This window comes from Pseudomonas sp. 30_B (assembly GCF_017491605.1).
Lineage (GTDB): Bacteria > Pseudomonadota > Gammaproteobacteria > Pseudomonadales > Pseudomonadaceae > Pseudomonas.
In genome coordinates, this window is sequence record NZ_JAFGYY010000009.1 from 147,276 (window position 1) to 171,844 (window position 24,569).

Sequence of the window (24,569 nt, forward strand, 5' to 3'; positions counted from 1 at the left end):
CTGATTCACGGACGCGGGGTTTACCCCGCTGTCTGCGATGTTCGCGAGCAAGCTCGCTCCTACGAAGAGCGTGACGCCAACCTGTAGGAGCGAGGGGGACGCCCAGTCCTTGCTCGCGAACCCGCCCGACTCCAGAAGCATCCGGTAACGACAACCTTTACGCGATCCCCAAGCTGATTCGTCTCGTCAATAAAGCCCAGAAATTTCAAGGAATTGGACATGACCACCGTGGAACTCCCCGCCCTGCGCTCGCAGCGCCTGAACGCGCTGACCCATGCCCCGCACGGGCGCCTCGACCATGCCGTGAAGGCCCGCGATCCCTTCTCCAGCCGCGAGAATTTCGCCCGCTTCGTGGTCGCCCAGTACCTGTTCCAGTCCGAGCTGCAGGCGCTCTACCAGGACGCCGAGCTGGGCACGATCTTCCCCGACCTGCCGCAGCGCTGCCGCGCCGAACAGGCCCGCCTGGACCTGGCCGACCTGGACACCGAAGTACCCGCCCCGGTAGCCGGCGCGCTCACCAAGCCCAGCCGGGCCCATGCCCTGGGTTGGCTGTTCGTTTCCGAAGGCTCCAAGCTCGGCGCTGCCTTCCTGATCAAGCGCATGGCCGCCCTGGGCCTGGACGAGAACAGCGGCGCCCGCCACCTGGGCGAGCCGGAAGGCGGTCGCGCCGAAGGTTGGAAGCGCTTCACCCGCACCCTCGACGCCCTGGAACTCAGCGACGCCGAAGAACGTGAAGCCGAGGCCGGCGCCATCGCCGCCTTCGAACGCTTCGCCCACCTGCTGCAACACAGCTACGACCGTGCTCCCGCGACCGTCTGACACCGCCCCGCGCGGCCCTGCCCGTTCGCGTCTGGCGCGCATCGCTTTCGCGCTGCTCGCCTACACGAGCCTGGGCGTGGGCATGGTCGGGCTGGTGCTGCCGGGGCTGCCGACCACCGAGTTCGTCCTGCTCGCCGCCTGGGCCGCCGCGAAAAGCTCGCCGCGCCTCGCCGCCTGGCTGGAGAACCACCGGCTGTTCGGCCCGATCCTGCACAACTGGCGCAATGGCCGCGCCGTCGCCCGCCGCGCCAAGATCAGCGCCAGCGTCGCCATGCTCGCGGCCCTGGCGATCATGCTGGTCACCCTGCCCCACGGCCTGTGGCTGTATGCGGTGATTCTCGGCATGGCGGTTGGCAATCTGTGGATCTGGTCGCGCCCGGACATGCCCGGACCGTAGTCAGCGCGCGGGCGCGGGCCTATGCTGGAAGTCCGATCCACAGTGCCAGCCAGAGCCATGAGCCAACCCACCAGCAAAGTCGACGCCGTCCTCGCCGAAGCGCAACGCCGCCGCGAAAGCAGCTACCGCGAAAAGGCCCTGAAGATGTATCCCTGGATCTGCGGCCGCTGCGGCCGCGAGTTCAGCGGCGTACGCCTGCGCGAACTGACCGTCCACCACCGCGACCACAACCACGACAACAACCCCGAGGACGGCTCCAACTGGGAGCTGCTGTGCCTCTACTGCCACGACAACGAGCACCAGCGGCAGGTGGACCTGCACTACCAGAACAGCAACGACGCCGGCGCCAAGGGCCCGAAGGTCACCCACAAGGGGCTGGCCGGGCTGGCGGATCTGCTGAAGAAGAAGGAAGACGGGCAGGCGTGAATCCCACGCATTTTCTGTAGGAGCGAGCTTGCTCGCGAACAAACCCCGCTGCGGAGTCATTCGCGAGCAGGCTCGCTCCTACGAAAAGCAGTTCAGCGCAGCCACAATTTCCAGTGAACTCAACCGCAGAACGTAGGCTGGGTAGAGCGAAGCGACACCCATGCTGCCCCGGCACGCGAAACTGATGGGTTTCGCTGCGCTCTACGCCATCCTACAAAGCCTTCAGCGAAGACCCGCAACGATCTCCAGCGAACGCAACCGCAGTTCGTGGTCGTAGATGTCGCTGGTGAAGATGATCTCGTCCACGCCGGTCTGCTCCAGCAGGATTTCCAGGCGGCTGCGCACCTTTTCCGGACCGCCGATCACCGCCAGGCCGAAGAAGTTGCCCACCGCGTCCTGCTCGTGGGGCAGCCACAGGCCGGCCATGCTCTTCACCGGCGGCTTCTGCTTCAGGCTGTCGCCGCGAATCAGCGCCAGCACGCGCTGGAAGGCGGTGGTCGCCAGGTACTCGGCTTCCTCGTCGGTGGGCGCTGCGATCAGCGGCACGCCGATCATGGCGTAGGGTTTGTCGAGCACTGCCGAGGGCTGGAAGTTCTCGCGGTAGATGCGCAGCGCATCGTGCAGGTAGCGTGGCGCGAAGTGTGAGGCGAAGGCGTAGGGCAAGCCCTTCTGTGCTGCCAGGTGTGCACTGAACAGGCTGGAGCCCAGCAGCCAGATCGGCACGTTGGTGCCCTCCCCCGGAATCGCCAGCAGCGACTGCTGGGAGCGACGCGGGCCGAGCAGCATTTCCAGCTCGGCGACCTGCTCGGGGAAGTCGGCGCCGTCACCCAGGCGATCGCGGCGCAGCGCGCGCATGGTGGCCTGGTCGGCCCCCGGAGCGCGGCCCAGGCCGAGATCGATGCGGCCCGGATAGAGGGTTTCCAGGGTGCCGAAGTTCTCCGCCACCACCAGCGGCGGATGGTTGGGCAGCATCACCCCGCCGGAGCCGACGCGAATGCGCTCGGTCTTGCCGGCGATGTGGCCGATCAGCACGGCGGTGGCCGAGCTGGCGATGCCGTCCATGTTGTGGTGCTCCGCCAGCCAGTAGCGGGTAAAGCCCAGGCGCTCGACATGCCGGGCAACCTCGACGGCATGCTGCAATGCCTCGGCGGCGGTGCCCTGGTCACGCACGGGCACCAGGTCGAGCATGGAGAAAGCGATATCGGACAGGGACTTCATAGGCACTCCAATTCGGGTCGCGCAGACGCCGCGCAAATGGGTGTCGCGGACATGACTTTGAGCGTGACTCTATCGGCCACTTCCCCTGCTGACCACTCGTCGGGATCGATAGTGCTCATGAAGGTCAGTGATAGAGGAAATAGCTGGATGCCATCATCGCTTCACGCAACCGTCACCCCGTTGTCATGCGCAGCCCGGAGAATGCCCCCAGCTGAAGGACCAGCGCCCATCAAACAGAAAGCCCGCATCAGCGGGCTTTTTGCTTTGCGGCAATGCCTTCAGGGGCGGTTCTTCACCATCTCGAACAGCTTCAGGCGATCGCTCAGCTCCTGCAGCGTGTGGCGGAACGGATCGTGCTGCTCGCTGGTGGTCGGGTCGGCGAAGTTCCACACGATCACCTCGCTGGAACTGGGCAGCTCCTCACCCTCGCGGCTGGACTTGTCGCACAGGTCGATCAGGTAATCGAAGTGCTGGCCGCTGAATTCGTCGATGGACTTGCTGCGCAGTCCCTCGGTGGAAATCCCGGCATGCTCCAGCACCTCGCGAGCACGCGGATCGATGGCGCGGGGATGGATGCCGGCGCTGAAGGCTTCGAAATGCTCGGCAGCGGAATGTCGCAGAAGCGCTTCGGCCATCGGCGAGCGGGCATCGTTGCCGATGCAGACGAAAAGGACTCGGCGTTTCTCGGTCATCACTACCTCAGCTCGGGACTCGGGTTCGGCCCCTTATACGCCAGGCTTTATGACAGAGCCGTGTCAAAACGATGAAGGCGCCGCCGCGACGGCACGAATCAACACAGTACGATGTAGTCGCTGCGCTGGACGATTCCGCGATGCTCGCCGGCCAGCAGGTGGACGTAGCGGCCGCCCGCCTGGTCGATGGGCAGGCAATCGTCCACATCCAGCAGCGCATCGGTATGCGGCTTGTCCCAGCCGCGCGGCAGGCGGTGCTTGCCCAGCGCCTTGGCCTGCGCCGCATCGCGGGCGACCACCAGCAGGTAATGGTGGGCCTCGCCGAACTGGCCGGGCTCGTAGCCGCCCAGGTTGATGAAGAACAGCCGCGGCTCGCCCGGCGCCGGCTGCTGGTCACTGAAGACGACGCGATAGCCGTCGATGCCGCCGACCTCCAGCCAGGAATCGATGTGCAGGCCCCGCGGACTGCCGAACCAGGCGTCGCGCAATTGCGGGTAGCTGGCTTCGAGGCTGTCCGCCACGGCGAACACCACGTCGTGCACTTCGATCTTCGCGCGCGGATGACGCCCGCCCAGCATGACCACCAACAGCATCGCACTCGCTCCTTTGAAGCTGCGACCGCTCTACAACGACCGCTTCCTGATGAAGGGGGCATCCTATGGAAAAAATGCCTCAATCGCTATATAGATTTGTATATTTTGAATTCCCGGCGCCACGGCTGCCCCCCTTACCGTTGTAGCGTCGAGCCGAGGCTGCACTAAGCTGAGAATGTCCGCACGGCCTGGCGCCGTGACCACATTCGCCTGGGAGACGCCATGAAATCGCTACAGATCGCCGCTGCGCTGCTGATCCCCGCCTCGCTCGGCCTGATGCAGCCCGCTGCCGCTGCCTCCAACGCCGCCATCCCCATGCTCAACTACGACTGCCCGAACGACATCCAGGTCCACACCGACGAGGGCGGGCCGGTCTACATCAACGGCAAGGAAGCCAAGATCAAGCAGAGCAACGACAAGTACATCGAGGCCAAGGGCGAAGGCGTGACCGTCTCCATCAGCCTCAATGACGACGGCACCGCCACGGTCTCCTATACCGGCCCCAAAGGCGCCAATGGAGTCTGCGAAGCCGCCGAAGGCGATTGATTCAGCGCTTCGGCGCCCTCGCCAGGCACCGCTGGTAGCGCTCGTCCACGCGCTGGGCGAACCAGGCGGTGGTCAGTTGGCGGGTGATCTTCGGGCTGTGCAGCGTGATGCCCGGCAGGATCGCCCGCGGCAACGGCTTGCCGGCGGCGCGCTCGCCGAGAGCGAAGACCTTGGCATACAGCGCTGACTTGGCGAACTCCGGCGTGTCGCCCTTCTCCAGATCGCGGCGGATGTCCCGCTCGCTCATCCCCAGGCGCGGCGCCAGGGTGCGCACGGCCTTTTCCGTGCTGCCGGCGTCATAGCTGCCCGGCAGTATCAGGTCACCGTCCAGCGCCAGGGTAATGCCGCTGGCCTCGCTCACCGCGCGCTGGAATGCCGCGTTGCGGCTGGCGTACCAACCAGCATTGAAGTCGGCGAAACGGTACAGCGGCTGCTTGTAGTCCGCCGGGTAGCCCAGCAGGTGGGCGATGCCGAAGTACATGCCGCCGCGCCGGCTGAACACTTCTCGGCGAATGGTGCCGTCCACCGGGTACGGGTAATTCTCGGCGTGAGCCTGGGCGAAGGCGATGCTGACCTGCATCGGCCCGCCTGTGTGCACCGGGTTGAAGCGGCCGAACAGCTGCTGCCCCAGCGGTACGCTGCCGATGAAATCATCGAAGATCGCGCTCAGCTCCCTCTCCGTCCGCACTGCCGCCAGGCGCTGGCTGTAGCTGCGCCCGTTCGGCGACTTCAGGCTCAACGCGGCGTCGATCAGCAGGCCCGGCACGTGCAGCTTGCCGGCGCGCCGGTCGATCTCGCCGCGGGCGATCTTGCCCAGGCCGGGCACGGCAGGGTCGGCCGTGTAGTTGGACTCCTGCTCGGTCACCGCGAGCACCGAGCAGAGGTTCTCGGTGCTCGGCGCAATGCGCTGGGCGCTGAAGGCAACCTGGATGTCCCGCGCCCAGCCGGGGCGGTCGGCGACGCTGGCCGGCATCAGCTTCACCACCTTGGCGCGCACGTCCTCCGGGGTCGCTTCCGGCGCGCTCGGCCGCGTGCCGCAGCCGGCCAGCGCGAGCAGCGCCGCGAGGCCCAGCAGTCGGAGATTAGCGATTCGAGGGAGAGGCCTGTCCAGGCCGGGGAAATCTGCCGTCGGGGCAGCCGCATTCATAATCCGTTCCTTGCTTGGAGACCGCCTTCAGGACCTGTGCTGGACGGCACAGGTTCCCTGGCATTGTCAGCCAAGCAGGGATTTCAGCGCCAGGCCAGCCGCCGCAGATTGAAGCTCCAGCCACGCTGCATGCCGGCCGCAGCAAGCAGGATGGCGATCACGCCGAGCCATTGCAGCGGCGTCAAACGGTGATCGAAGGCGAACCAGTCGACGAAGATCGCCGCAATGGGATAGATGAACGACAGCGCGCCGGTCAGCGTCGTCGGCAGCTTCTGGATGGCGCCGTAGAGCAGCACGTACATGATGCCGGTGTGCACGATGCCCAGGGTCGCCAGGCTTGCCCAGGCAGTGGTCGCCTGCGGCAGGGGCGACAGGTTGGCCCAGGGCGCCAGCAACAGCACGCCGGTCACCGCCTGAATCAGCGCGATCAGGTGTGGCGGCACGCCGCTCAGGCGCTTGATGATCAAGGCCGCCACCGCATACAGCGCCGCGGCACCCAGGGCCAGGGCAATGCCGCCGAGGTAGTCGCTGCCCACCTGCCCCGTGTCGCCCCGCCCTACATCAGAATGCGCGCTGACGATGGCCAACATGCCGAGGAAAGACACCCCGAGCCAGGCCATCTTCTGCGCACTCAGGCGCTCGCCAAGGAACAGCGCGCCGAGCAGCACCAGCAGGAACGGCTGCACGTTGTACACCGCCGTGCCGATGGCAATGGACGCCCGCGAATAGGAGCCGAACAACAGCACCCAGTTGCCGACGATGGCCACGCCGCTGAGCAGCGCCAGGCCGAAGGTGGCGCGGGTGAGAATGCCGGGGCGCAGAAAGCCCATCAGGCCGCAGATCAGCAGCAGGGTTGCGGCGCCGAACACGCAGCGCCAGAACACCACATCCAGGACCGGTTGCCCGGACAGCAGCACCAGCCAGCCGATGGTCCCACAGATCAGCATGGCGCTGACCATTTCCAGGGTGCCGCGTTTGATCCCGTCGTTCATGGTTCACCTCCTTTCGTTGGCGACCAGTATGAACAGGTGAATCGACGCACTCCATCGCTTAGCACAGGCAAAACCATTGGCTTACCTTTACTATCAAGGCAACTTTCGCCATTTACCTATCGAGACCGATATGACCGACGAAATCGACCAGTTGCTGATCGCCGCGCTGATGGATGACTCCCGCCTCTCCCTCAAGGCGCTGGCCCAGGTCAGCGGGCTGAGCGCCCCCAGCGTCGCCGAACGCCTGCGCAAGCTGGAAGAGCGCCAGGTGATCACCGGCTACACGGTGAACGTCGACCCGCGCGCCTTCGGCTACCAGTTGCAGGCCATCGTCCGCGTGCGCCCGCTGCCAGGGCGCTTGCAGGAGGTGGAGAAGCAGATCATGGCGATCCCCGAATTCACCGAGTGCGACAAGGTCACCGGCGAGGATTGCTTCTATGCGCGGATGTGCGTGCGGTCGATGGAGCAGCTGGATGAGTTGCTCGATCACCTGAACGGCTTTGCCGAGACCAATACGGCCATCGTGAAGAAGACCCCGGTGAAGCGGCGGTTGCCGCCGATGGCGTGAGGCTTCTCCAGGACGTGCATCGCGAACCATACCCACGATAATTTATGTCGCTGGGCGTTCCCTCACCCCAGCCCTCTCCCAGAGGGAGAGGGAGCCGTTCAGCGCCGACCGGCTGGCACCGAGCTCGTCGTCACGCCAGGCCAGTCCCCTCTCCCTCCGGGAGAGGGTTAGGGTGAGGGGCTCTTATGCTACCGGCAAACACACTCTCCCCCACACTCAGAACAACCCCATCTGCCGATCGATCAGCGCCGCGAAATCATCCTCCACGAACGGCAGGATGGCATCGGCAATCGGCTGTAGCTGCCGGCTGACGTAGTGGTCATAGTCGATGGGCGAGTGCCGCGTCTCCAGCGGCTCCGGGCCGTTGACCGTGATCACGTAGCTGATCCAGCCGCCACGCTGGTACTGCCGGGGTCGCCCCAGGCGTTCGTTGTACTCATCGGCGATGCGCGCCGCGCGCACATGGGGCGGGACGTTGCGCTCGTAGTCACCCAGTTGCCGGCGCAGGCGCTTGCGGAAGATCAGCAGTTCATCCTGCTCGCCCGCCAGCGTGCGGTTCACGTAGTCGCGGACGAAATCACGGTACGGCTGGCGCTGGAAGATGCGCAGGTAAAGCTCCTGCTGGAACTGCTGGGCCAACGGCGACCAGTCGGTGCGCACGGTTTCCAGGCCCTTGAAGACCATCTCGTCGCTGCCGTCGGCGCGCCGTACCAGGCCGGCGTAGCGTTTCTTGCTGCCCTCTTCCGCTCCACGGATGGTCGGCATGAGGAAGCGCCGGAAATGCCGCTCGAACTGGATTTCCAGCGCGCTCTCCAGGCCGTACTCCGTGCGCAGGTGCTCGCCCCACCATTGGTTGACGTGGCGCACCAGCGCGCGGCCGATCTCGGCGGCCTCTTCCTCGCCATGGGCGCGGCCGAGCCAGACGAAGGTGGAGTCGGTGTCGCCGTAGATCACCCGATGCCCCTGCCCTTCGATCAGCTCGCGGGTACGGCGCATGATCTCGTGGCCACGCATGGTAATGGACGACGCCAGGCGCGGGTCGAAGAAGCGGCAGCCGCTGGAGCCGAGCACGCCGTAGAAGGCGTTCATGATGATTTTCAGCGCCTGGGACAGCGGCGCATTGCCGTCGCGCTTGGCGGCGTCGCGGCCCTGCCAGACGCGTTCGACGATGGCCGGCAGGCAGTGCTGGGTGCGGGAGAAACGACCGCCCCGGAAGCCGGGGATCGAGGCCTCGTCCGACGGGTCGCTCAAGCCTTCCACCAGCCCCACCGGGTCGATCAGGAAGGTGCGGATGATCGACGGATACAGGCTCTTGTAGTCCAGCACCAGCACCGATTCGTAGAGCCCCGGCCGCGAGTCCATGACGAAACCGCCGGGGCTGGCTTCCGGCGCCTTGCCGCCGAGGTTCGGCGCGACGTAGCCCAGGCGGTGCATCGGCGGCAGGTACAGATGGGTGAAGGCCGCCACCGAGCCGCCGCTGCGGTCCGCCGGCAGGCCGGTGACGCTGGCGCGTTCGAGCAGGAAGTCGAGGATGCGGGTCTTCTCGAAGATGCGCGTGACCAGCTCGCAGTCCTTGAGGTTGTATTTCGCCAGCGCCGGCTTGTCCTCGGCGAAGCGGCGGTCGATCTCGGCCATGCGGTCGTAGGGGTTGTCGATGGACTTGCCCTCGCCCAGCAACTGCTGCGAGACGCTCTCCAGGCTGAACGAGGGGAAGCTCCAGAACGCCGAGCGCAGCGCCTCAATGCCGTCGATGATCAGCCGACCGGCCGCTGCGGCGAAGTAGTGATTGCTCGAGGCGTGCTGCCGCCAGCCCATCTCGTCGCCGCCACGGCCCAGGCGCAGCGGGATCTCCAGGCGCTTGGCGTGTTCCTGTAGTACGCGCAGGTCGAACTGCACCAGGTTCCAGCCAATGATGGCGTCCGGGTCGTGCTCGGCCAGCCACTGGTTCAGGCGCTCCAGTATTTCCGCGCGGCTGTCGCAATACTCCAGCTCGAAATCGCGGTCGCCATCGACGCCATTGGCAGGGCCGAGCATGTAGACCTGGCGCTGGCCGCAGCCTTCCAGGGCGATGGAATAGAGATCGCCACGGATATTGGTTTCGATGTCCAGCGAGACCAGTTTCAGTTTCGGCCGGTAGTCCGGCGTCGGGCGCAAGTGCGCTTCGACGATGCTGCCGGTATTCGCCGTTTTGCCGCTGAAGGTCACGGGGGCGGTGATGAAGCGTTCCATCAGGTAGCGCTCGGGTGGGCGGATGTCCGCCTCGAACACTTCGACACCGGCCTCGCGCAGCTTCTTCTCCAGGTTCATCAGCTGGCGATGCTGCTGGCAATAGAGGCCCAGCACCGGACGCTGCTGGAAGTCGCGCAGGCCCAGCGGACGCAGCTCGGCGCCGCGCTCGCCGGCCAGCAGCTTCTCCGCGCGGGCACGCTGTTCGGCCGGCACGAAGGCCACCGAGGTCTGCGGTGGCAGCAGCACGTGCCGGGGGCCCTCGTCGGTGGCTAGCCAGAAGCTCACCTCGGTGCCTTCGGGCGTATCCCGCCAATGTCGGGTCAGGACGAAACCCTGCCTTGCCTCCACGCTCTAACCATCCGTCTGTCGAATCACGCCCCATTCTACCGGTCCGCCCACGGATTCGTTGCAAGGCGTGTAAATCCGACCGATGCGTTTGACGCACGCCCCGCGTCTGCCCAAGCTAGCGGGCTTTCGTTTGCCTGCCAGGATTCGCCCGTGACCGTTTCGCCCCGCCACTGGACCCGCCCTCTCCTCGCCAGCCTCTGCATCGCCACCCTGCTTTCAGGCTGCGGCCTGTTCGGCAAAAAGCCCGAAGAAGCCAAGGCACCGACCTACTCCAAGGCCGACTGGTCGGATCTGCCGAAAACCACCGATAGCGACGTCGTGCAGGGCTTCAATGCCTGGCGCTCGGCCTGCGCGGTGCGCCTGAAGAAGGATGAGATCTGGGCCGCCACCTGTACCCAGGCGCTGGGCGTACCCGCCTCGCCGGCGGCAATCCGTCAGTTCATGCAGGACCATCTGCAGCCCTACCAGCTGCGTTCGGGAGAAGGCAGCGAAACCGGCCTGATTACCGGCTACTACGAGCCGGTCTACCGCGGCAGCCTGGAGCGCAGCGCGCAGCACGGCGTGCCGGTGTACGGCACGCCGTCCGACCTGGTGGTGGTGGCACTGGACAGCGTCTACCCCGAACTCAAGGGCAAGCGCCTGCGCGGAAAGCTCGACGGCAATACCCTCAAGCCCTACGCCGACGCCGCCGGCATCCGCCGCGACGGCGTCGATGCGCCAGTTCTGGCCTGGCTGGGCGACCCGATGGACCTGCAGTTCCTGCAGATCCAGGGCTCCGGCCGCGTGCAGCTGGACTCCGGACGCCAGCTGCGCCTGGGCTATGCCGAGCAGAACGGCCGCCCCTACAAGCCAGTGGGCCGCTGGCTGGTGGAACAGGGCGAGCTGAGCAAGGACGAAGTGAGCATGCCGCGCATCCGCGACTGGGCCCGCGCCCACCCGCAGCGGGTCGACGAGCTGCTGGCGAGCAACCCCAGCTACGTGTTCTTCAGCCAGCGCCCGGACAGCAACGAAGGCCCGCGCGGCTCGCTGAACGTGCCGCTGACACCCGGATACAGCGTGGCCATCGACCGCAAGGTGATCCCGCTGGGCAGCCTGATGTGGCTGTCCACCACCCGCCCGGACGGCGCGCCGGTGGTTCGCCCGGTGGCAGCGCAGGACACTGGCGGCGCCATCGTCGGCGAAGTGCGCGCGGACCTGTTCTGGGGCACCGGCGATGCCGCCGGCGATCTGGCCGGGCACATGAAGCAGGAAGGCCAGCTGTGGCTGCTCTGGCCCAAGGGTGCGGAGCTGCCGGGCGCCTGATCCCATCACCGCTGCACCTTTCGAAGGGGCAACTGCCTTCATCCGGACAGCCTGTGTCCGGGCTTTCCCCTCACCCCAGCCCTCTCCCAAAGGGAGAGGGAGCCGTCCGTGCCGGCTGATACCGTAGTTTCAGCCGGCATCGATCAGTCCCCTCTCCCGCTTGCGGGAGAGGGTTAGGGTGAGGGGCTCTTGATCTGACTCCGTCCGCGATCAGCCAGCGCCACGGGGCACCTCCGAGCACACCACCGTAGGAAGTTCAGCTTCCGAAGCCAGGGGAAATTCTTACTCGTCCTACAGAGCTCCCTGAATCCCAGGCATCACCGCGACTCGGACAATGGTCCGCGACCCCAGCCCCCGGTTACTGGCCGGCACGCTGGGTCCGCCCCACCAACCTGTTCGCGGTGATCCTCATGAAGCACAAGCAATCCCCTCTCCGCTCCCAACGGCAGCATCGTGGCTGGCCGCTCAACTACGATGTGCTCTGCTGGATCGGCGCCATTGCCCTGCTGCTTCTGCTGATCGGCGGCAAGCAGTTTTTCGGGACCTGGCTGCCCGGAACCGGCGCCATGGAACACCCGCGCAGCATTCCCCAGCGGCTCGACCTGCCAGCGGCACAAGCCCTGGCAATGGTGAAACCTCCCCGGCAATAAATGGCGAGGGTTCAGTTGGCCTGGCGGAACTGTCCTGGCGTCATCCCACTCCAGCGGCGGAACGCCTTGGCGAAGGCGCTCTCGTCGGAGAAGCCGAGCTTCTCCGCGACCTCCGCCAGGCGAGGCGACTCGCGCAGCAGTTGCTCGGCCATGCCATGCAGCACCTGCTCGCGCAGCAGCTTGAAGCTGGTGCCTTCGTCGGCCAGCTTGCGGTTGAGATGGCGGCCACTCAGCGCCAGCTGTTCGGCGACCCGTTCCTTGCCCCAGCGCGGCTGCTGGCGCAGCAGGTGCTGCACCTGCGCCGCGAGGCTCTGCACGCCCAGGCGCTGGAGCTGTGCGTCGGCCAGGGCACGCAGGTGCTCGCGCATCAAGGCGTTGGCCTGAATCAAAGGCACGTCGAGGTCTGCCAGGGTGAAACACAAGGCGTTGTCCGCTGCGGCGAAATCGATGGGGCAGCCCAGTACCTGATCGTAACGGGAGCGCTCCGCGCGCGCCGGGTGACTCAGGGTGAGGTACGCAGGCGTCACCCGTTCGCCGGTGATCCAGCGGGTCAGGTGCACCAGGCTGGCCAGCGCCGCCTCCACCCGCTCCTCGCGCCGCACCGTATAGCTGGGCCGGTAGATCAGGCGTACCCGTCCGGTATCGCGTTCGAGCTGGAACTCGCTGCCCTCGGCAATGATCGGGTAATACTCCAGCAAGGCTTCCAGCGCCTCGCCGAAATGCTCGCAGCTCATCAGCAGCGCACCGACCATGTCCAGGTGGCCGACCTGCAGGGCACTGCCCAGGCGCAGCCCCACCAGCGGGTCGTCGGAGGCAGCGCACAGTCCCTCCCAGATGCGATCCTGCACGGCCAGCGGAATGCGCGCCTCCACCGGCAGTTCGGCAGGCACCGGCAAGCCCAGGCGCTGCGCGGCCTGGAGGATACCCTGGGCATAGTGGACAGTGATCGATGGGCTGTGGGGCATGGTCCCGAATTAACCGTGCGAAGTCTCGATTGAGCCGTTACCAAAGGGGGACGGCTCCCTATGCTTGCCAATTACAACGATAAATACAAACAAGAGTCGCCTTGCATGCACACCCTCAACGAAGCCGCGCCCCGAGCGTCGGCCGCTTCTTCGCCCACTCCTGCCCGACAGGAGACCGGCAATGCCTAGCGTCAATCTCGAGTTCTCTGGCGCTTCGATGATCGCGCTGAACGCCATCATTGCCCTGATGATGTTCGGCGTGTCGCTGGAGCTGCGCCGCGACGACTTCAGCCGTATCCTGCGCCAGCCCAAGGCGCCGGCCATCGGCATGCTGGTGCAGTTCCTGCTGCTGCCCGCCGCCACCTGCCTGCTGACCGTCGTCCTGCCGATCGACCCTGAGCTGGCGCTGGGGATGATCCTGGTCGCCACCTGCCCCAGTGGCACCTTCTCCAACATCATGACCTGGATGGCGCGCGGCAACGTCGCGGTGTCGGCCAGCGTCACCGCCGTGTCGGGCCTGAGCGCGGGCATCTTCACGCCGCTGAACTTCGCCCTCTACGCGGGGCTGAACCCGGCGACCCGTGACCGCCTCACGCAGATCCACATCGACCCATTGGAGCTGGTCGGCGTGGTGGTGCTGGTGCTGATCCTGCCGATGCTCGCCGGCATGGCCCTGGGCCAACACAAGCCGCAGCTGGCACGGCGCCTGGAAAAGCCGCTGCGACAGTTGTCGCTGCTGGTGATGCTCGGCTTCGTCGGCATGGCCTTCGCGAAGAACTTCCAGCAGTTCATGGCGTATTTCCACCTGTTCTTCTGGCTGGTGCTGCTGCTCAACGGCACGGCGCTGCTGCTGGGCTACAGCTGCGCGCGGCTGTGGAAACTGCCGGACACCGACGTGCGCGCCGTGACCCTGGAAAGCGGCATCCACAACTCGGCGCTGGGCATGGCGCTGATCCTCACCTTCTTCCCGCAGGCCGGCGGCATGCTGCTGATCGCCGCTTTCTGGGGCTGCTGGCAGCTGTTCTCCGGGCTGGTTCTGGCGCAATGGTGGGCGCGTCGGGAGCCGCGTGACGCCACCTTCCCTGCCGCCACCGAGGGCAATCGATGAACGCCCCCGCCATCGCCCTGGGCGGCTTCATCCTGCTGGCCTACACGCTGGAAGCCATCACCGGCTTCGGCAGCGTGGTGGTCGCCCTGTCCCTCGGCGCGCTGCTGATGCCCATCGAGACGCTGCTGCCGATCCTGGTGCCGCTGAACATCGCCATGACCGGCTACCTGGTCGGTCGCCACTGGCGATTGATAGACAGCGCGCTGCTGTTGCGCACCGTGCTGCCGGGCATGCTGATCGGCATGGGCATCGGTTACCTGCTGCTACCGCACCTGGACCCGCTGCCGCTCAAGCGCGGCCTCGGCGTACTGATCCTCTGGTTCGCCGGCCGCGAATTGTGGCGCCTGCGCGCCAGCGCCCCGGAACGCGGTAGAACGCCGAGCTGGGTAGTACGCCTGGCCACCGGCGCCGCCGGCATCTGCCACGGTCTGTTCGCCTCGGGCGGGCCGCTGTTGGTCTACGCCCTGGCCACCCGCCCGCTGGACAAGGCGCGGCTGCGCGCCACCCTGGTGTGCGTCTGGTTCACCCTGAACGGCCTGTTGACCCTGGCCTTCCTCCTCGACGGTCGCCTGCGCCCCGCGCTGCCCCAGGTGTTCGCCTACGCGCCCCTGTTGCTGCTCGGTGTGTGGCTGGGCGAGCGCCTGCACCAGCGCTTCGACGAACGCCATTTCCGCCTCGCCATCCACTGCCTGCTGCTGGTCAGCGGCACCCTGCTGCTGTCGCCCTGGAGCCTCCTGTGAGCTACGACATCATCATCAAGAACGGCCTGTACTTCGACGGCAGCGATGCCCCCGGCAGCCTGCGCCACATCGGCATCAAGGACGGCCGCATCGACACCCTGAGCGTCAGCCCGCTGGACGAAAGCGGCTGCGCGGAAGTGATAGACGCCAGCGGCAAGTGGGTCACTCCCGGCTTCCTGGAAATCCACTCGCACTATGACGCCGAAGTCATCGCCGCCCCGGCGCTGAAAGAGTCGGTGCGCCATGGCGTGACCACCGTGTCGGTCGGCTCATGCTCGATCAGCATGGTGCTGAGCGAATCCGAGGACTGCTCCGACCTGTTCACCCGCGTCGAGGCCGTGCCGCGCGAGCAGGTCCTGCCGATCCTGCGCGACAAGCGCACCTGGAAGGACGCCAGGGGCTACCGCGCCTTCTACGACCAGCAGCCGCTGGGGCCGAACCTCTGCTCCTTCCTCGGCCATTCCGAGCTGCGCGTGGCGGTGATGGGCCTGGAGCGCGCCATCGGTGGCGCCAAGCCCACCGAGGCCGAGCTGCAACGCATGGAGGAATTGCTGGAACAGGCGCTGGACGCCGGCTGCTTCGGTCTCTCGGTGATGACCACGCGCCTGGACAAGATGGACGGCGACCGCGCCTGGTCCAGCCCGCTGCCCTCCACTTTCGCCAGCTGGAAGGAATTCTCCCGCCTGTTCGCCGTGCTGCGCCGGCGCAACGCGCTGATGCAGGGCGCGCCGAATGCGGTCACCAAGATCAACGTGTTCGCCTTCCTCTACCAGGCCCACGGCTGGTTCCGCCGCCCGCTCAAGTGCTCGATGCTCACCGCGCTGGACCTGAAATCCCAACCCTTCATGCACCGCATCACCCGCGCCTCCGGCTGGGTCGCCAACCGCCTGCTGCGCGGCCGCTACCGCTGGCAGACCCTGCCCGCGCCCTTCGTGGTGCGCATCGAGGGGCTGAACATGAACGGCTTCGAGGAGTTCGGCGCCGGCGAAGTGCTGCGCGACATCAAGGACCCGGACGAGCTCTACACGCGCATCCAGGATCCGGCCTTCCGCGAGCGCTTCAAGAAGGACATCAAGGCCACCCTCAGCCTCGGCCTGTGGCACCGCAACCTGTCCGACTGCTGGGTGCGCGAATGCCCGGACGCAGCGCTGGTGGGGCGCAACTTCGAGGATATCGGCCGCGAGCGCGGCATGGATGCGGTGGACGCCTTCTTCGAGCTGGCCGGCCAGTACCGCAACGCGCTGAAGTGGACCACCTGCTACGGCAACCACCGCCCGCAGATCATGCGCAAGCTGCTGGCCAGCCCCTGGACCCAGCCTGGCTTCGCCGACTCCGGCGCGCACCTGGCGTCCCATGCGCAGTACAACTTCCCGCTGCGCTTCCTCAAGTACGTGCGCGATGCCGAGCTGGCGGGCGAGGCATTCATGGACACCGGCCGCGCGGTGCACCGGCTGACCGGCGAGCTGGCGGACTTCGCCGGGATCGACGCCGGGTATATCCGCGTGGGCGACCGCGCCGACCTGGTGGTGGTGAACCCCGCCGGCCTGACCGAGGAACTGGACGAGATCAGCGAGGCGCCTATGGAAGGGATCGGCCTGACACGGCTGGTGAAGCGCAACGACGATGCGGTGGAAGCCACGCTGATCAACGGGCGCGTGGCGTATCGGCGTGGCAGCGGGTTCCCGGAGGCGCTGGGCAAGGAACGTGTATTCGGGCGGTTCCTGCCGGGGCGGGATGTGTTGAGCCGGCCGCAGGAGGTTTCGGCCGGAGCGCCAGCCTACAGCCGATGACCACGCGCGCCGATGAATGTCCGTAGGAGCAACTGTCTTCTTCTGGGCAGTCTGTGCCGACACGCCCCCCTCACCCCAGCCCTCTCCCAAAGGGAGAGGGGGCAGATCGTGCCGGCTGACGTCATGGTTTCATCTTGCACCGGACGGTCCCCTCTCCCGCTTGCGGGAGAGGGTTAGGGTGAGGGGTTCTTGATCTCGTAGGAGCGGACCTTGTCCGCGAATCCATCGCGGCGTATTTCGATCCCACCAGAAAGATGCCGGTGTACAGCGCCCCCGGCGCCGGCCTTGCCGGCTGATCGCGGAGAAGCTCCGCTCCTACGGGAGCCGAAGCGCTGGAGCTGACCTGTAGGAGCGCGCCATGCGCGCGATCGCGGGCATGGCCCGCTCCTACAACAGCGCCTGCGCCGACAGACACGGCGTGCGTCCGTTGCGACCACCCAACCCGCCGAGATTGACGCCTTCACGTCCACTCACTAGAGTGCGCGCTCTTGTGTCCGTCCGCTGTACCCGCACCATGACCCCGTTCTACCGCTTCGCCGATCCGTCCCTCGCCCTGCTGCGAGAGCCTCCGCGCGTGCGCAAAATCGATACCGCGCTGCGCCGTCGCCGCAGCGTGCTGTTCGCCTTTACCTTCTCCCCTCCCGCCGGCCGCTGAGCCGGACGCCGCGCGCTCGCGCAGGCTTTTCCGCATTCCGATTCCGCTCACCGGCACCCGCCGGCGGGCTCGTTCGCATGTGTCAGCCCCGCCGCTGGAGCGCCGGGGCCGGAGAAGGTTTCCATGAACAATTCACTCACCCTCAACAAGCCGCTGCTGGCCGTGCTGCTGTTCGCCATGTCCATCGTCGGCCTGAGCCTGGGCGCTACCCTGCCGCTGGTGGCCCTGCGCCTGCTCGACAACGGCGCCAGCGCGCTGCAGATCGGCATTCTCTCGGCGGTGCCGGCAGCCGGCATGATCCTCGCCGCCACCCTGGTCGACCGCGCCTGCCAACTGATGAGCCGGCGTCGCCTGTACCTGTTGTGCTTCGTACTCTGCACGGCGAGCACCGCCGCCATCGAGATCAGCAGCCATTCGCTGTGGCTGCTGGGTATCGCGCGCCTGGCCCTGGGTGTCGGCATGGGTATTGCCATCATCCTCGGCGAAGCATGGGTCAACGAACTGTGCGGCGAGGACAATCGCGGCACCATCGTCGCCCTCTATGCCACCAGCTTCACCGCTTTCCAGCTACTCGGCCCGACCCTGGTGGCGCTGCTCGGCGCGCAGACGCCCTGGGTGGTGCTGCTGGTCAGCGTCGGGCATCTCATCGCCCTGGCCACCGTGGCCTGCGCCATGCCCAAGGAAGGCATCCACGAGCACGTCGAAGAGCCACGCAGCTTCTCCCTGGCCGGCTTCCTGCGGGTGGCGCCGGCCCTGTGCATGGGCGTGCTGTTCTTCTCCTTCTTCGACAGCGTGGTGCTGTCGCTCTTCCCGGTCTACGCCTCCAGCCACGGCTACGCAGTGGGCATCGCCGCCTTCATGGCCACGGTGATCCTGCTCGGCGACATGCTCTGCCAGCTACCGCTGGGCTGGCTCTCCGACCGCCTCGACCGCCCGACGCTGCATCTTGCCTGTGGCGTGGCGGCCACCGTGATCGGCCTCGCCCTGCCCTGGCTGATCACCCGACCCGCGCTGCTATGGCCGGCACTGATGCTGCTGGGTGCGGTGGCCGGTGGTGTGTACACCCTGGCCCTGGTGCTGATCGGCCAGCGCTTCCGTGGTCGCGACCTGGTCACCGCCAACGCTGCCGCCGGGATACTCTGGGGCGTCGGCAGCCTGCTCGGCCCGCTGCTCAGCGGCAGCCTGATGGACCTCGGTCCGCAAGGCGTGCCGGTGGCTCTGGCGCTGGCAGCGGGACTGTTCGTGGCGACCGCGGCGGCTTCGTGGCGGCGCACGGCGCGGCGGCACGCCTGACCGCGGGAGAATGGCAATATTCGTGGGATGACTGACATTGCCGCCAGCATCAATCATCGCCACACTCGCTCCATCACTTGAACGAGGCCCGCCATGGAATCGCTTCGCCAGATCGCCTGCCTGATCTATCCCGAGGTCATGAGCCTGGACGTCACCGGGCCGCTGCAGGTGTTCGCCTCCGCCAATGTCGAGCGGCAGCGCCAGGGCCTGGCGCCCGCCTACGAATTGCAGGTGCTGGGCGAACGGGCCGGCCCCGTGGCGACCTCGGCCGGTCTGCGCATCTGCGCCGATATGGCGTGGCGCGACGTCGATCCTTCCGCGCTCGATACGCTGCTGGTGCCCGGTGGCGTGGGCGTGCCCGCGCAATGTGAGAACGCCGAGCTGCTGCGCTGGCTGGCGGCTGCCGAACCCCGGGTGCGCCGGCTCGGCTCGGTGTGCTCGGGCGCGCTGATCCTCGCTGCCGCCGGCGTGCTGAACGGCCGCCCGGCCACCACGCATTGGGCGGACGTCGATGAGCTGTGCGCGGGCTACCCCGACGTGCGGGTCCAGGGCGACCGGCTGCATACCTACGATCCGCAGCGCCGCGATGGCGACGATCACGTGTTCACCTCGGCCGGCGTCACCGCCGGCATCGATCTCGCCCTGGCGCTGGTGGAAGCCGATCTCGGTCGAGCCCTGGCGCTGGCGGTGGCGCGGCGGCTGGTGATGTTTCTCAAGCGCCCAGGCGGACAGGCGCAGTTCAGCCACTGGCTGACCCCGGAGCCAAGCCGCACGCCGCGACTGGCGGCGTTGCTGGAGTGGATCCCCGCCAACCTGGGCAGCGATCTGTCGCTGGAAGCCCTGGCCGGGCAGGCGTGCATGAGTCCGCGCACGCTGTCACGGGTGTTCATCAACGAATTGGGCATGGGGCCCGGCCGCTACGTCGAACGGGTGCGCCTGGAAGCGGCCCGCGCGCTGCTGCAGGACGCCCAGGCGTCGATCAGCACAGTGTCGCGCCTGTGCGGCTTCGGCCACCCGGAAAACCTGCGGCGGACCTTCCACAAGCACCTGGCGATCAGCCCGCAGGAGTACGCCGAGCGCTTCGGCCAGTTGCACTGACAACGACAATCGAAAGGACCTTGCCATGCTCGAACTGCGCCCCAACTGCGAATGCTGTGACCGCGACTTGCCCGGCGACAGCCCGGACGCGTGTATCTGCACCTTCGAATGCACCTTCTGCACCGATTGCGCCGAGCAGGTGCTGCACGGTCGCTGCCCGAACTGCGGCGGCGAACTGGTGCCGCGCCCGCGTCGCCCGGCGGAGAAGCTGGCGGCCAATCCGGCTTCGACCCAGCGCGTGCTCAAACCGGCTGGCTGCCAGGGCTGAGGACGGGTCATGCTGCTGCGCATCCCGACGATCCGCCTGCTGTTCACCAGCCAGGCGCTGTACTGGTCCTGCTCGCTGATCGGCATCACCCTCACCTCGCTGGTGGGCGCCCAACTCACCCCGCTGAACAGCCTGGCCACCCTGCCATTGGCGATCCTGGTGCTGGGCAACCTGCTGGCGGTACAGCCGCTGTCGCTGTTCATGCAGCGCCACGGCCGCCGACGCGGATTGTTGCTGGGCGCCGCCTGCGGCATGCTCGGCGGGCTGCTGTGCGCGCTGGGTGTGTGGTTGGCGGACTTCCTGCTGTTCTGCCTCGGCGCGTTGCCCATCGGCGCCTATCAGGCTTCGGCGATGTATTACCGCTTCGCCGCGCTGGAAGCGGTGGACGAAACGCACAAGGGTCGCGCCACCGCCTACGTGATCGGCGGCGGCGTGCTGGCCGCGCTGCTCGCACCGAGCCTGGCGCTGTGGTCACGCAATGCCCTGCCCACGCCCTTCGTGGGTTCCTATCTGGCGATTGCCGCGCTCGCGCTGGTCGCTATCGCGGTGCTCAGCCGCCTGCCGGACGGCACGGCGCCAGCGCCCTCCACCGGTGGCTGGAAAGTCATGTGGGAATTACTGTCGCGCCCGGCGATCCGCGCGGCCATGGCCTGCACCGCCGCCGGCCACGGGCTGATGATCCTGATCATGAATGCCACGCCGCTGGCCATGAGCTTCTGCGGACTGCCGCTGGAGCGCTCGGTGAGCGTGATCCAGTGGCACGTGCTGGGCATGTTCCTCCCCGCGTTCATCGCCGGTCCGCTGGTGGACCGGCTCGGCGGGCGTCGCGTGGCCTGGGTCGGCATGGCGCTGTTGGCGGTCAGCGCGGCGGTGGCGCTGAGCGGGCAGTCGGTGGCGCAGTTCCTGGTCAGCTCGCTGCTGCTGGGCGTGGGCTGGAACCTGATGCTGGTGGCCGGCACCACCCTGCTCGCCTTCGGTCATGCGGCGCAGGAGCGCGGTCACGCGCAGGGCCTGATGGAGCTGGGCAACGGCAGCCTGGCGGCGCTGATGTCCTTCAGCTCCGGCGCGCTGATCACCAGCATCGGCTGGAGCGCGGTGAACCTGCTGGTGTGGCCGGTATTGCTGGTGGCGGTGGTGATGATCTGGTCGGGGCGCAAGGAGCTGGCGGTCAACCGGTGAGCCCGGTACGACCGAATGGTTTTCGCGGATAAGATCCGCTCCTGCGGCGATCTCGAAAAGCCCGTAGGGCGCATAACCCGGAACGGGTTATCCGCCGCGATTGGCCGATAACTCCATGCCGGGCATCGATGGGTATCGCTTCGCTCCACGCCATCCTACGGGTGCAATGTCACGCTCTCGTAGGAGCGGATCTTATCCGCGATCCGGCCGCAGGCCGGCTGGGTTCGCGAGCAAGGACTAGGCGTCCCCCTCGCTCCTACGAAGAGCACCGGGGCCGACCTGTAGGAGTGAGCTTGCTCGCGAACCATGCCCAAACGAAAAAGGCGACCCGAAGGTCGCCTTTTCGCTGCTCGATCACCCACTCAGTAGTAGGCGTTCTCGCGGTTGCTGTGGTCGGTGACGTCACGCACGCCCTTGAGCTCCGGGATGCGCTCGATCAGGGTCTTCTCGACGCCGTCCTTGAGGGTCATCTCGACCGCGCCGCAGCCCTGGCAACCGCCGCCGAAACGCAGCACGGCGATGTTGTCCTCGACCACGTCCACCAGGCTTACCTGGCCGCCGTGGCTGGCCAGCCCCGGGTTGATCTCGGTCTGCAGGTAATAGTTGATGCGCTCGGTGAGCGGGCTGTCTTCGTTGACCATCGGCACCTTGGCGTTGGGCGCCTTGATGGTCAGCTGGCCGCCCATGCGGTCGGTGGCGTAATCGACGATGGCGTCTTCCAGGAAGGGCTCGCTGATGGCGTCGATGTAGGCGGTGAAATCCTTCAGGCCGACCGGGGTGTCTTCCGGCTTCTGCTCGCCCGGCTTGCAGTAGGCGATGCAGGTCTCGGCGTAGGTGGTTCCCGGCTGGGTGATGAAGATGCGAATGCCGATGCCGGGGGTGTCCTGCTTGGACAGCAGTTCGGCCAGGTAATCCTGTGCGGCTTCGGTGATGGTAATAGCGCTCATGGCAACTCCTCGCAAACGTGGCGCCAGTTTACGCCATTCGGGGGTGAGGTAGAAAGCCCTACTGAATTAGTAGGAATATTTCGCAGCTGGGGGATATCGCGTTACACCCTGTAGGAGCGGGCCATGCCCGCGATCGCGCCCATGGGGCGCTCCTACAGGGGAATCACCCAGTCAGAGGTTCTCGTAGCGGTTCATGTCGAGAATGCCCGCCTCCACCGGCTCGGTCTCGCGAATGTAGGCGTCCAGGTCATGGAAGTAGAACCAGAACTGCGGATGGCTGCGGCGGATGCCCCAACGGTCCACGACGTTGTCGAAGCCGGCCTGGTCCCTGACCTGCTCCAGCGCACTGACGAAATCGCCCACGTCGCCCGCCTTCAGGTCGAACATGAAGTTCGGGTAGCTGGAGAGCACGCCAGGGTAGATGGTCAGAGTGTCCAGCCCCGGCTGGTAGCGCAGCGACTCGCCCGCGATGAAGGCGACGTTGCTGTGCGCGCGGTTGCGCAGCACGGTGTAGATCTCACGCTGGCCGTCAGGCAACTCCACTCGCAGCATGGTCGCCTCGGGGAAGTAGCCGATCACCGGCAGCCCCGCCGCCGGACGGCTGACCAGGCGGCTGAACATCTGCTCGGCGTCCTGCAGCGGCGCGGCGACAGTGTTGCGGTAGCAGGAGCCGCTCTCGCACATATTGATCGGGTCGGGCCGTGCGTTAAGCGCCACGCAGCGCTTGAGCAGTTGCTGGGCAAAGGCATTCTTGGCGCCCTTCTCCGGCAGGAACAGCCCGGTCGGCTGGGTGCTGTCGCTGGTGTAGTAGTCGGCCCACATCTTGAGCCTGCCGCTGTTCTGGTACCAGTCATCCAGCAGCGACTTGCGTGCGGCGACCGGCATCAGGCGGAGGAAGTTCTGCTCGGCGCCATTGCGGATCAAGTCGAAGTACAGCCGCGTCTGCGCCTGGTGGGCGACGTTGCCGTACACGTCGAAGTTGACCACCAGGCCGTAGTAGGTGCGCTCGAACAGCGGGTAGTCCAGCAGCCAGATGGTCTGCGGAACGCCGCCGATCAACCCCTTGCGCACCGAGGCGCTGTCGTACTGGCGGAAAATGCTCAGCACGGAGTTGTCATTGCCGGCCCAGACGTCGGCCCAGGTCGGCACCGGCGCGTCGTCGTAGACGTCCTGGCGCAGCTCCTCGTAGGCGTTGCGCTTGTCGCGGTAGGCGCGCCACTGCGACAGCATGGTGCCCATGTCGTCGATCTGCCCCGGCAGCGCCAGCAGCGGCGAGGCCTGGGCGCGGAAGTCCGGATCGGTGACATAGAGGTCGTGCTGCGGGTCCTGGAACAGCGCCCAGAAGTTGTCGCGGATCACGTCGGTGGCGATCTGCCCGCGGCACACCGGCCCACGGATGAAGGTACGGACGAAGTATTCGGCGTTGTCCAGCATGAACTGGTAGCGCGCCTGCGCCGGGATCGCGGCGAAGGTTTCGAACGGATTGGCGCGGTGCTGCAGGCCGTAGCCGGGCACCATGTCGGTGCTCCAGTCGGTGCCATAGAACAGCTCCTGGGTACGCGCCAGCTTGGCCGGGTTGAGCGGATAGGTGATGTGCGTCTTGTGCACGATCACGCCCTGGACCGGCCACAGGCGGTAGTAGAAGTTGTTGCCCGGATCATCGTTCGGCCGGCGGGTAGCGATCGGGTCGATCGGCTGGCCGCTGGGTGTGCGCGAGCGCACCAGCTGGAAGAAGTGCCCGTCCTGGCCGTTCTCGGTGAAATACAGATGCGCCAGGAACAGGTGCTCGTAGAGCCAGCGCGAAACCAGGCTCTGGCGTGCGCCGGGCTGGTTCAGGAAGCTTTCCCAATCGGCGATCTGCCCCGTCTCGGCGGCGCTCGGCTGCCAGTCCTGCTGGTCCACCGGCGCACCCTGGGCCAGCCAGGTCTTGAGGGTGGCGAGCTGCTTGTCGGTCAGGCCGGTGACGGCGAAGGGCATGCCGCTGCGCGGGTTCTTCTGCACGAAGTCGTCGATGCTGTCGGGCGTCGGGCACTGGTTGGTGCGGCTGATCGACAGGTCCAGACCGTCGGGAATCTTCTCGTTGGGCGCCAATGGATGCTGATGGCCCAGGTCGATCATCCGCGCCATCAGCGCGGCCTGGCTGCCCCGGCCATCGAGCACCGACCAGAAGTCCTTGCGCCGCCAGGCATCCGCACCGTGGGCGTCGAGGAACAAGCGGGTGGTGTCCGCCGCCCTGGTCCGCGCACCGTCGTACACCGGCAGCTTGTTGGCCCCGCGCTGCGCGCCTTCGGCAGCGGTCAGGTTGAGCTGGCACGGCGAGTCGTAGCAGGCGTGGCAGGCCACGCACTTCTCGGTGAAGATCGGCTGGATGTCCTTGGTGTAGGACAGGCCCGCGGCCTGGGAAAACGCTGAAAGCATCAGGGATGCGATGAACAACGTGAAGCGTGCTCGCAGGGACATGTAAGGCTCCAGACCTTCGGAATGGGCGGATTCTAGCGGGAACGCCGTCGCCGCGCTGCCTATCCAACGGCAGAACATGAGAGATTTTCATGCAAATCTCCGGAAGCTCAAATTTTCTACAGCTTTGTTATCATCAGTG

At 66.7% G+C, this 24,569-nt stretch carries 24 protein-coding genes; 15 read left to right on the plus strand and 9 right to left on the minus strand.

Annotated features, from left to right (window positions below; genetic code table 11):
- Nucleotides 1-219 precede the first annotated feature (219 nt).
- From J5M67_RS12330 to J5M67_RS12340, 3 genes are read left to right on the plus strand one after another with little or no spacing between them, the layout of a single operon-like run.
- The gene (locus J5M67_RS12330; protein WP_207885603.1) at nucleotides 220-819 is read left to right on the plus strand and encodes a biliverdin-producing heme oxygenase; all 600 of its coding nucleotides are present in this window, start codon (nucleotides 220-222) and stop codon (nucleotides 817-819) included.
- Complete coding sequence (locus J5M67_RS12335) at nucleotides 800-1,216, plus strand: YbaN family protein (protein WP_368735928.1); 417 nt, start codon at nucleotides 800-802, stop codon at nucleotides 1,214-1,216. Before J5M67_RS12330 ends, J5M67_RS12335 begins: the two co-directional genes overlap by 20 nt.
- Nucleotides 1,217-1,273: 57 nt before the next feature.
- Entirely contained in the window at nucleotides 1,274-1,642 is a 369-nt protein-coding gene (locus J5M67_RS12340) for a YajD family HNH nuclease (protein ID WP_207885604.1), read from the plus strand.
- A 222-nt stretch (nucleotides 1,643-1,864) separates the two neighbouring features.
- Here J5M67_RS12340 and J5M67_RS12345 read toward each other — a convergent pair whose 3' ends face one another.
- The 3 genes from J5M67_RS12345 to J5M67_RS12355 all read right to left on the minus strand — a co-directional run bounded on the left by J5M67_RS12345 (nucleotide 1,865) and on the right by J5M67_RS12355 (nucleotide 4,145).
- Nucleotides 1,865-2,860: an LLM class flavin-dependent oxidoreductase gene (locus tag J5M67_RS12345; RefSeq protein WP_207885605.1), complete on the minus strand. Its 996-nt coding sequence runs from the start codon at nucleotides 2,858-2,860 to the stop codon at nucleotides 1,865-1,867.
- Nucleotides 2,861-3,138: 278 nt separating this feature from the next.
- Entirely contained in the window at nucleotides 3,139-3,552 is a 414-nt protein-coding gene (locus J5M67_RS12350) for an arsenate reductase ArsC (RefSeq protein WP_207885606.1), read from the minus strand.
- 98 nt (nucleotides 3,553-3,650) lie between these two features.
- The gene (locus J5M67_RS12355) at nucleotides 3,651-4,145 is read right to left on the minus strand and encodes a DUF1543 domain-containing protein (RefSeq protein WP_207885607.1); all 495 of its coding nucleotides are present in this window, start codon (nucleotides 4,143-4,145) and stop codon (nucleotides 3,651-3,653) included.
- A 222-nt stretch (nucleotides 4,146-4,367) separates the two neighbouring features.
- Between J5M67_RS12355 and J5M67_RS12360 the strand changes: the two genes are divergently transcribed.
- Nucleotides 4,368-4,691, plus strand: coding sequence for a hypothetical protein (locus J5M67_RS12360; protein WP_207885608.1), 324 nt, complete (start codon nucleotides 4,368-4,370; stop codon nucleotides 4,689-4,691).
- A gap of 1 nt (nucleotide 4,692) precedes the next feature.
- On the opposite strand, the gene J5M67_RS12365 is transcribed toward J5M67_RS12360, so the two are convergent.
- Both J5M67_RS12365 and J5M67_RS12370 read right to left on the minus strand, forming a co-directional pair.
- Entirely contained in the window at nucleotides 4,693-5,838 is a 1,146-nt protein-coding gene (locus tag J5M67_RS12365; protein ID WP_243434635.1) for a DUF1615 domain-containing protein, read from the minus strand.
- 83 nt (nucleotides 5,839-5,921) lie between these two features.
- Nucleotides 5,922-6,830, minus strand: coding sequence for a DMT family transporter (locus J5M67_RS12370; protein ID WP_207885609.1), 909 nt, complete (start codon nucleotides 6,828-6,830; stop codon nucleotides 5,922-5,924).
- Between the two features lie 130 nt (nucleotides 6,831-6,960).
- Here J5M67_RS12370 and J5M67_RS12375 point away from each other — a divergent pair, with 130 nt between their 5' ends.
- Complete coding sequence (locus J5M67_RS12375; RefSeq protein WP_207885610.1) at nucleotides 6,961-7,398, plus strand: Lrp/AsnC family transcriptional regulator; 438 nt, start codon at nucleotides 6,961-6,963, stop codon at nucleotides 7,396-7,398.
- Nucleotides 7,399-7,614: 216 nt separating this feature from the next.
- On the opposite strand, the gene J5M67_RS12380 is transcribed toward J5M67_RS12375, so the two are convergent.
- Complete coding sequence (locus tag J5M67_RS12380) at nucleotides 7,615-9,975, minus strand: DNA polymerase II (protein WP_207885611.1); 2,361 nt, start codon at nucleotides 9,973-9,975, stop codon at nucleotides 7,615-7,617.
- Nucleotides 9,976-10,125: 150 nt separating this feature from the next.
- Between J5M67_RS12380 and J5M67_RS12385 the strand changes: the two genes are divergently transcribed.
- Both J5M67_RS12385 and J5M67_RS12390 read left to right on the plus strand, forming a co-directional pair.
- Nucleotides 10,126-11,277 (plus strand): murein transglycosylase A, encoded by a 1,152-nt coding sequence (locus tag J5M67_RS12385; RefSeq protein ID WP_207885612.1) that lies wholly within the window; start codon nucleotides 10,126-10,128, stop codon nucleotides 11,275-11,277.
- Between the two features lie 410 nt (nucleotides 11,278-11,687).
- On the plus strand, nucleotides 11,688-11,927 hold the full coding sequence (locus J5M67_RS12390; protein ID WP_207885613.1) for a hypothetical protein: 240 nt from the start codon (nucleotides 11,688-11,690) through the stop codon (nucleotides 11,925-11,927).
- An 11-nt stretch (nucleotides 11,928-11,938) separates the two neighbouring features.
- Here the strand turns inward: J5M67_RS12390 and J5M67_RS12395 are convergent, their stop codons facing one another.
- On the minus strand, nucleotides 11,939-12,892 hold the full coding sequence (locus J5M67_RS12395; protein ID WP_207885614.1) for an AraC family transcriptional regulator: 954 nt from the start codon (nucleotides 12,890-12,892) through the stop codon (nucleotides 11,939-11,941).
- Between the two features lie 181 nt (nucleotides 12,893-13,073).
- Here J5M67_RS12395 and J5M67_RS12400 point away from each other — a divergent pair, with 181 nt between their 5' ends.
- The 8 genes from J5M67_RS12400 to J5M67_RS12435 all read left to right on the plus strand — a co-directional run bounded on the left by J5M67_RS12400 (nucleotide 13,074) and on the right by J5M67_RS12435 (nucleotide 21,023).
- Nucleotides 13,074-14,000, plus strand: a complete 927-nt coding sequence (locus J5M67_RS12400) for a bile acid:sodium symporter family protein (protein ID WP_207885615.1) — start codon at nucleotides 13,074-13,076, stop codon at nucleotides 13,998-14,000.
- The gene (locus J5M67_RS12405) at nucleotides 13,997-14,740 is read left to right on the plus strand and encodes a sulfite exporter TauE/SafE family protein (protein ID WP_207885616.1); all 744 of its coding nucleotides are present in this window, start codon (nucleotides 13,997-13,999) and stop codon (nucleotides 14,738-14,740) included. Before J5M67_RS12400 ends, J5M67_RS12405 begins: the two co-directional genes overlap by 4 nt.
- Nucleotides 14,737-16,530, plus strand: a complete 1,794-nt coding sequence (locus J5M67_RS12410) for an amidohydrolase family protein (protein ID WP_207885617.1) — start codon at nucleotides 14,737-14,739, stop codon at nucleotides 16,528-16,530. The genes J5M67_RS12405 and J5M67_RS12410 overlap by 4 nt, the downstream gene beginning before the upstream one ends.
- Before the next feature lie 514 nt (nucleotides 16,531-17,044).
- Nucleotides 17,045-17,185 carry a hypothetical protein gene (locus J5M67_RS12415; protein ID WP_207885618.1) on the plus strand — a complete coding sequence of 47 codons (141 nt, stop codon included), beginning with the start codon at nucleotides 17,045-17,047 and terminating at the stop codon, nucleotides 17,183-17,185.
- A gap of 123 nt (nucleotides 17,186-17,308) precedes the next feature.
- A complete protein-coding gene (locus J5M67_RS12420; protein WP_207885619.1) occupies nucleotides 17,309-18,478 on the plus strand; it encodes an MFS transporter in 1,170 nt (389 codons plus the stop codon).
- Between the two features lie 93 nt (nucleotides 18,479-18,571).
- Nucleotides 18,572-19,576 carry a GlxA family transcriptional regulator gene (locus tag J5M67_RS12425; protein WP_207885620.1) on the plus strand — a complete coding sequence of 335 codons (1,005 nt, stop codon included), beginning with the start codon at nucleotides 18,572-18,574 and terminating at the stop codon, nucleotides 19,574-19,576.
- A gap of 25 nt (nucleotides 19,577-19,601) precedes the next feature.
- Nucleotides 19,602-19,844, plus strand: a complete 243-nt coding sequence (locus J5M67_RS12430) for a DUF1272 domain-containing protein (RefSeq protein WP_207885621.1) — start codon at nucleotides 19,602-19,604, stop codon at nucleotides 19,842-19,844.
- A gap of 9 nt (nucleotides 19,845-19,853) precedes the next feature.
- On the plus strand, nucleotides 19,854-21,023 hold the full coding sequence (locus tag J5M67_RS12435) for an MFS transporter (RefSeq protein ID WP_207885622.1): 1,170 nt from the start codon (nucleotides 19,854-19,856) through the stop codon (nucleotides 21,021-21,023).
- A gap of 362 nt (nucleotides 21,024-21,385) precedes the next feature.
- Here J5M67_RS12435 and nfuA read toward each other — a convergent pair whose 3' ends face one another.
- Both nfuA and J5M67_RS12445 read right to left on the minus strand, forming a co-directional pair.
- The gene (nfuA, locus tag J5M67_RS12440) at nucleotides 21,386-21,970 is read right to left on the minus strand and encodes a Fe-S biogenesis protein NfuA (protein ID WP_207885623.1); all 585 of its coding nucleotides are present in this window, start codon (nucleotides 21,968-21,970) and stop codon (nucleotides 21,386-21,388) included.
- 171 nt (nucleotides 21,971-22,141) lie between these two features.
- Complete coding sequence (locus tag J5M67_RS12445; protein ID WP_207885624.1) at nucleotides 22,142-24,430, minus strand: fatty acid cis/trans isomerase; 2,289 nt, start codon at nucleotides 24,428-24,430, stop codon at nucleotides 22,142-22,144.
- Between the last annotated feature and the right edge of the window lie 139 nt (nucleotides 24,431-24,569).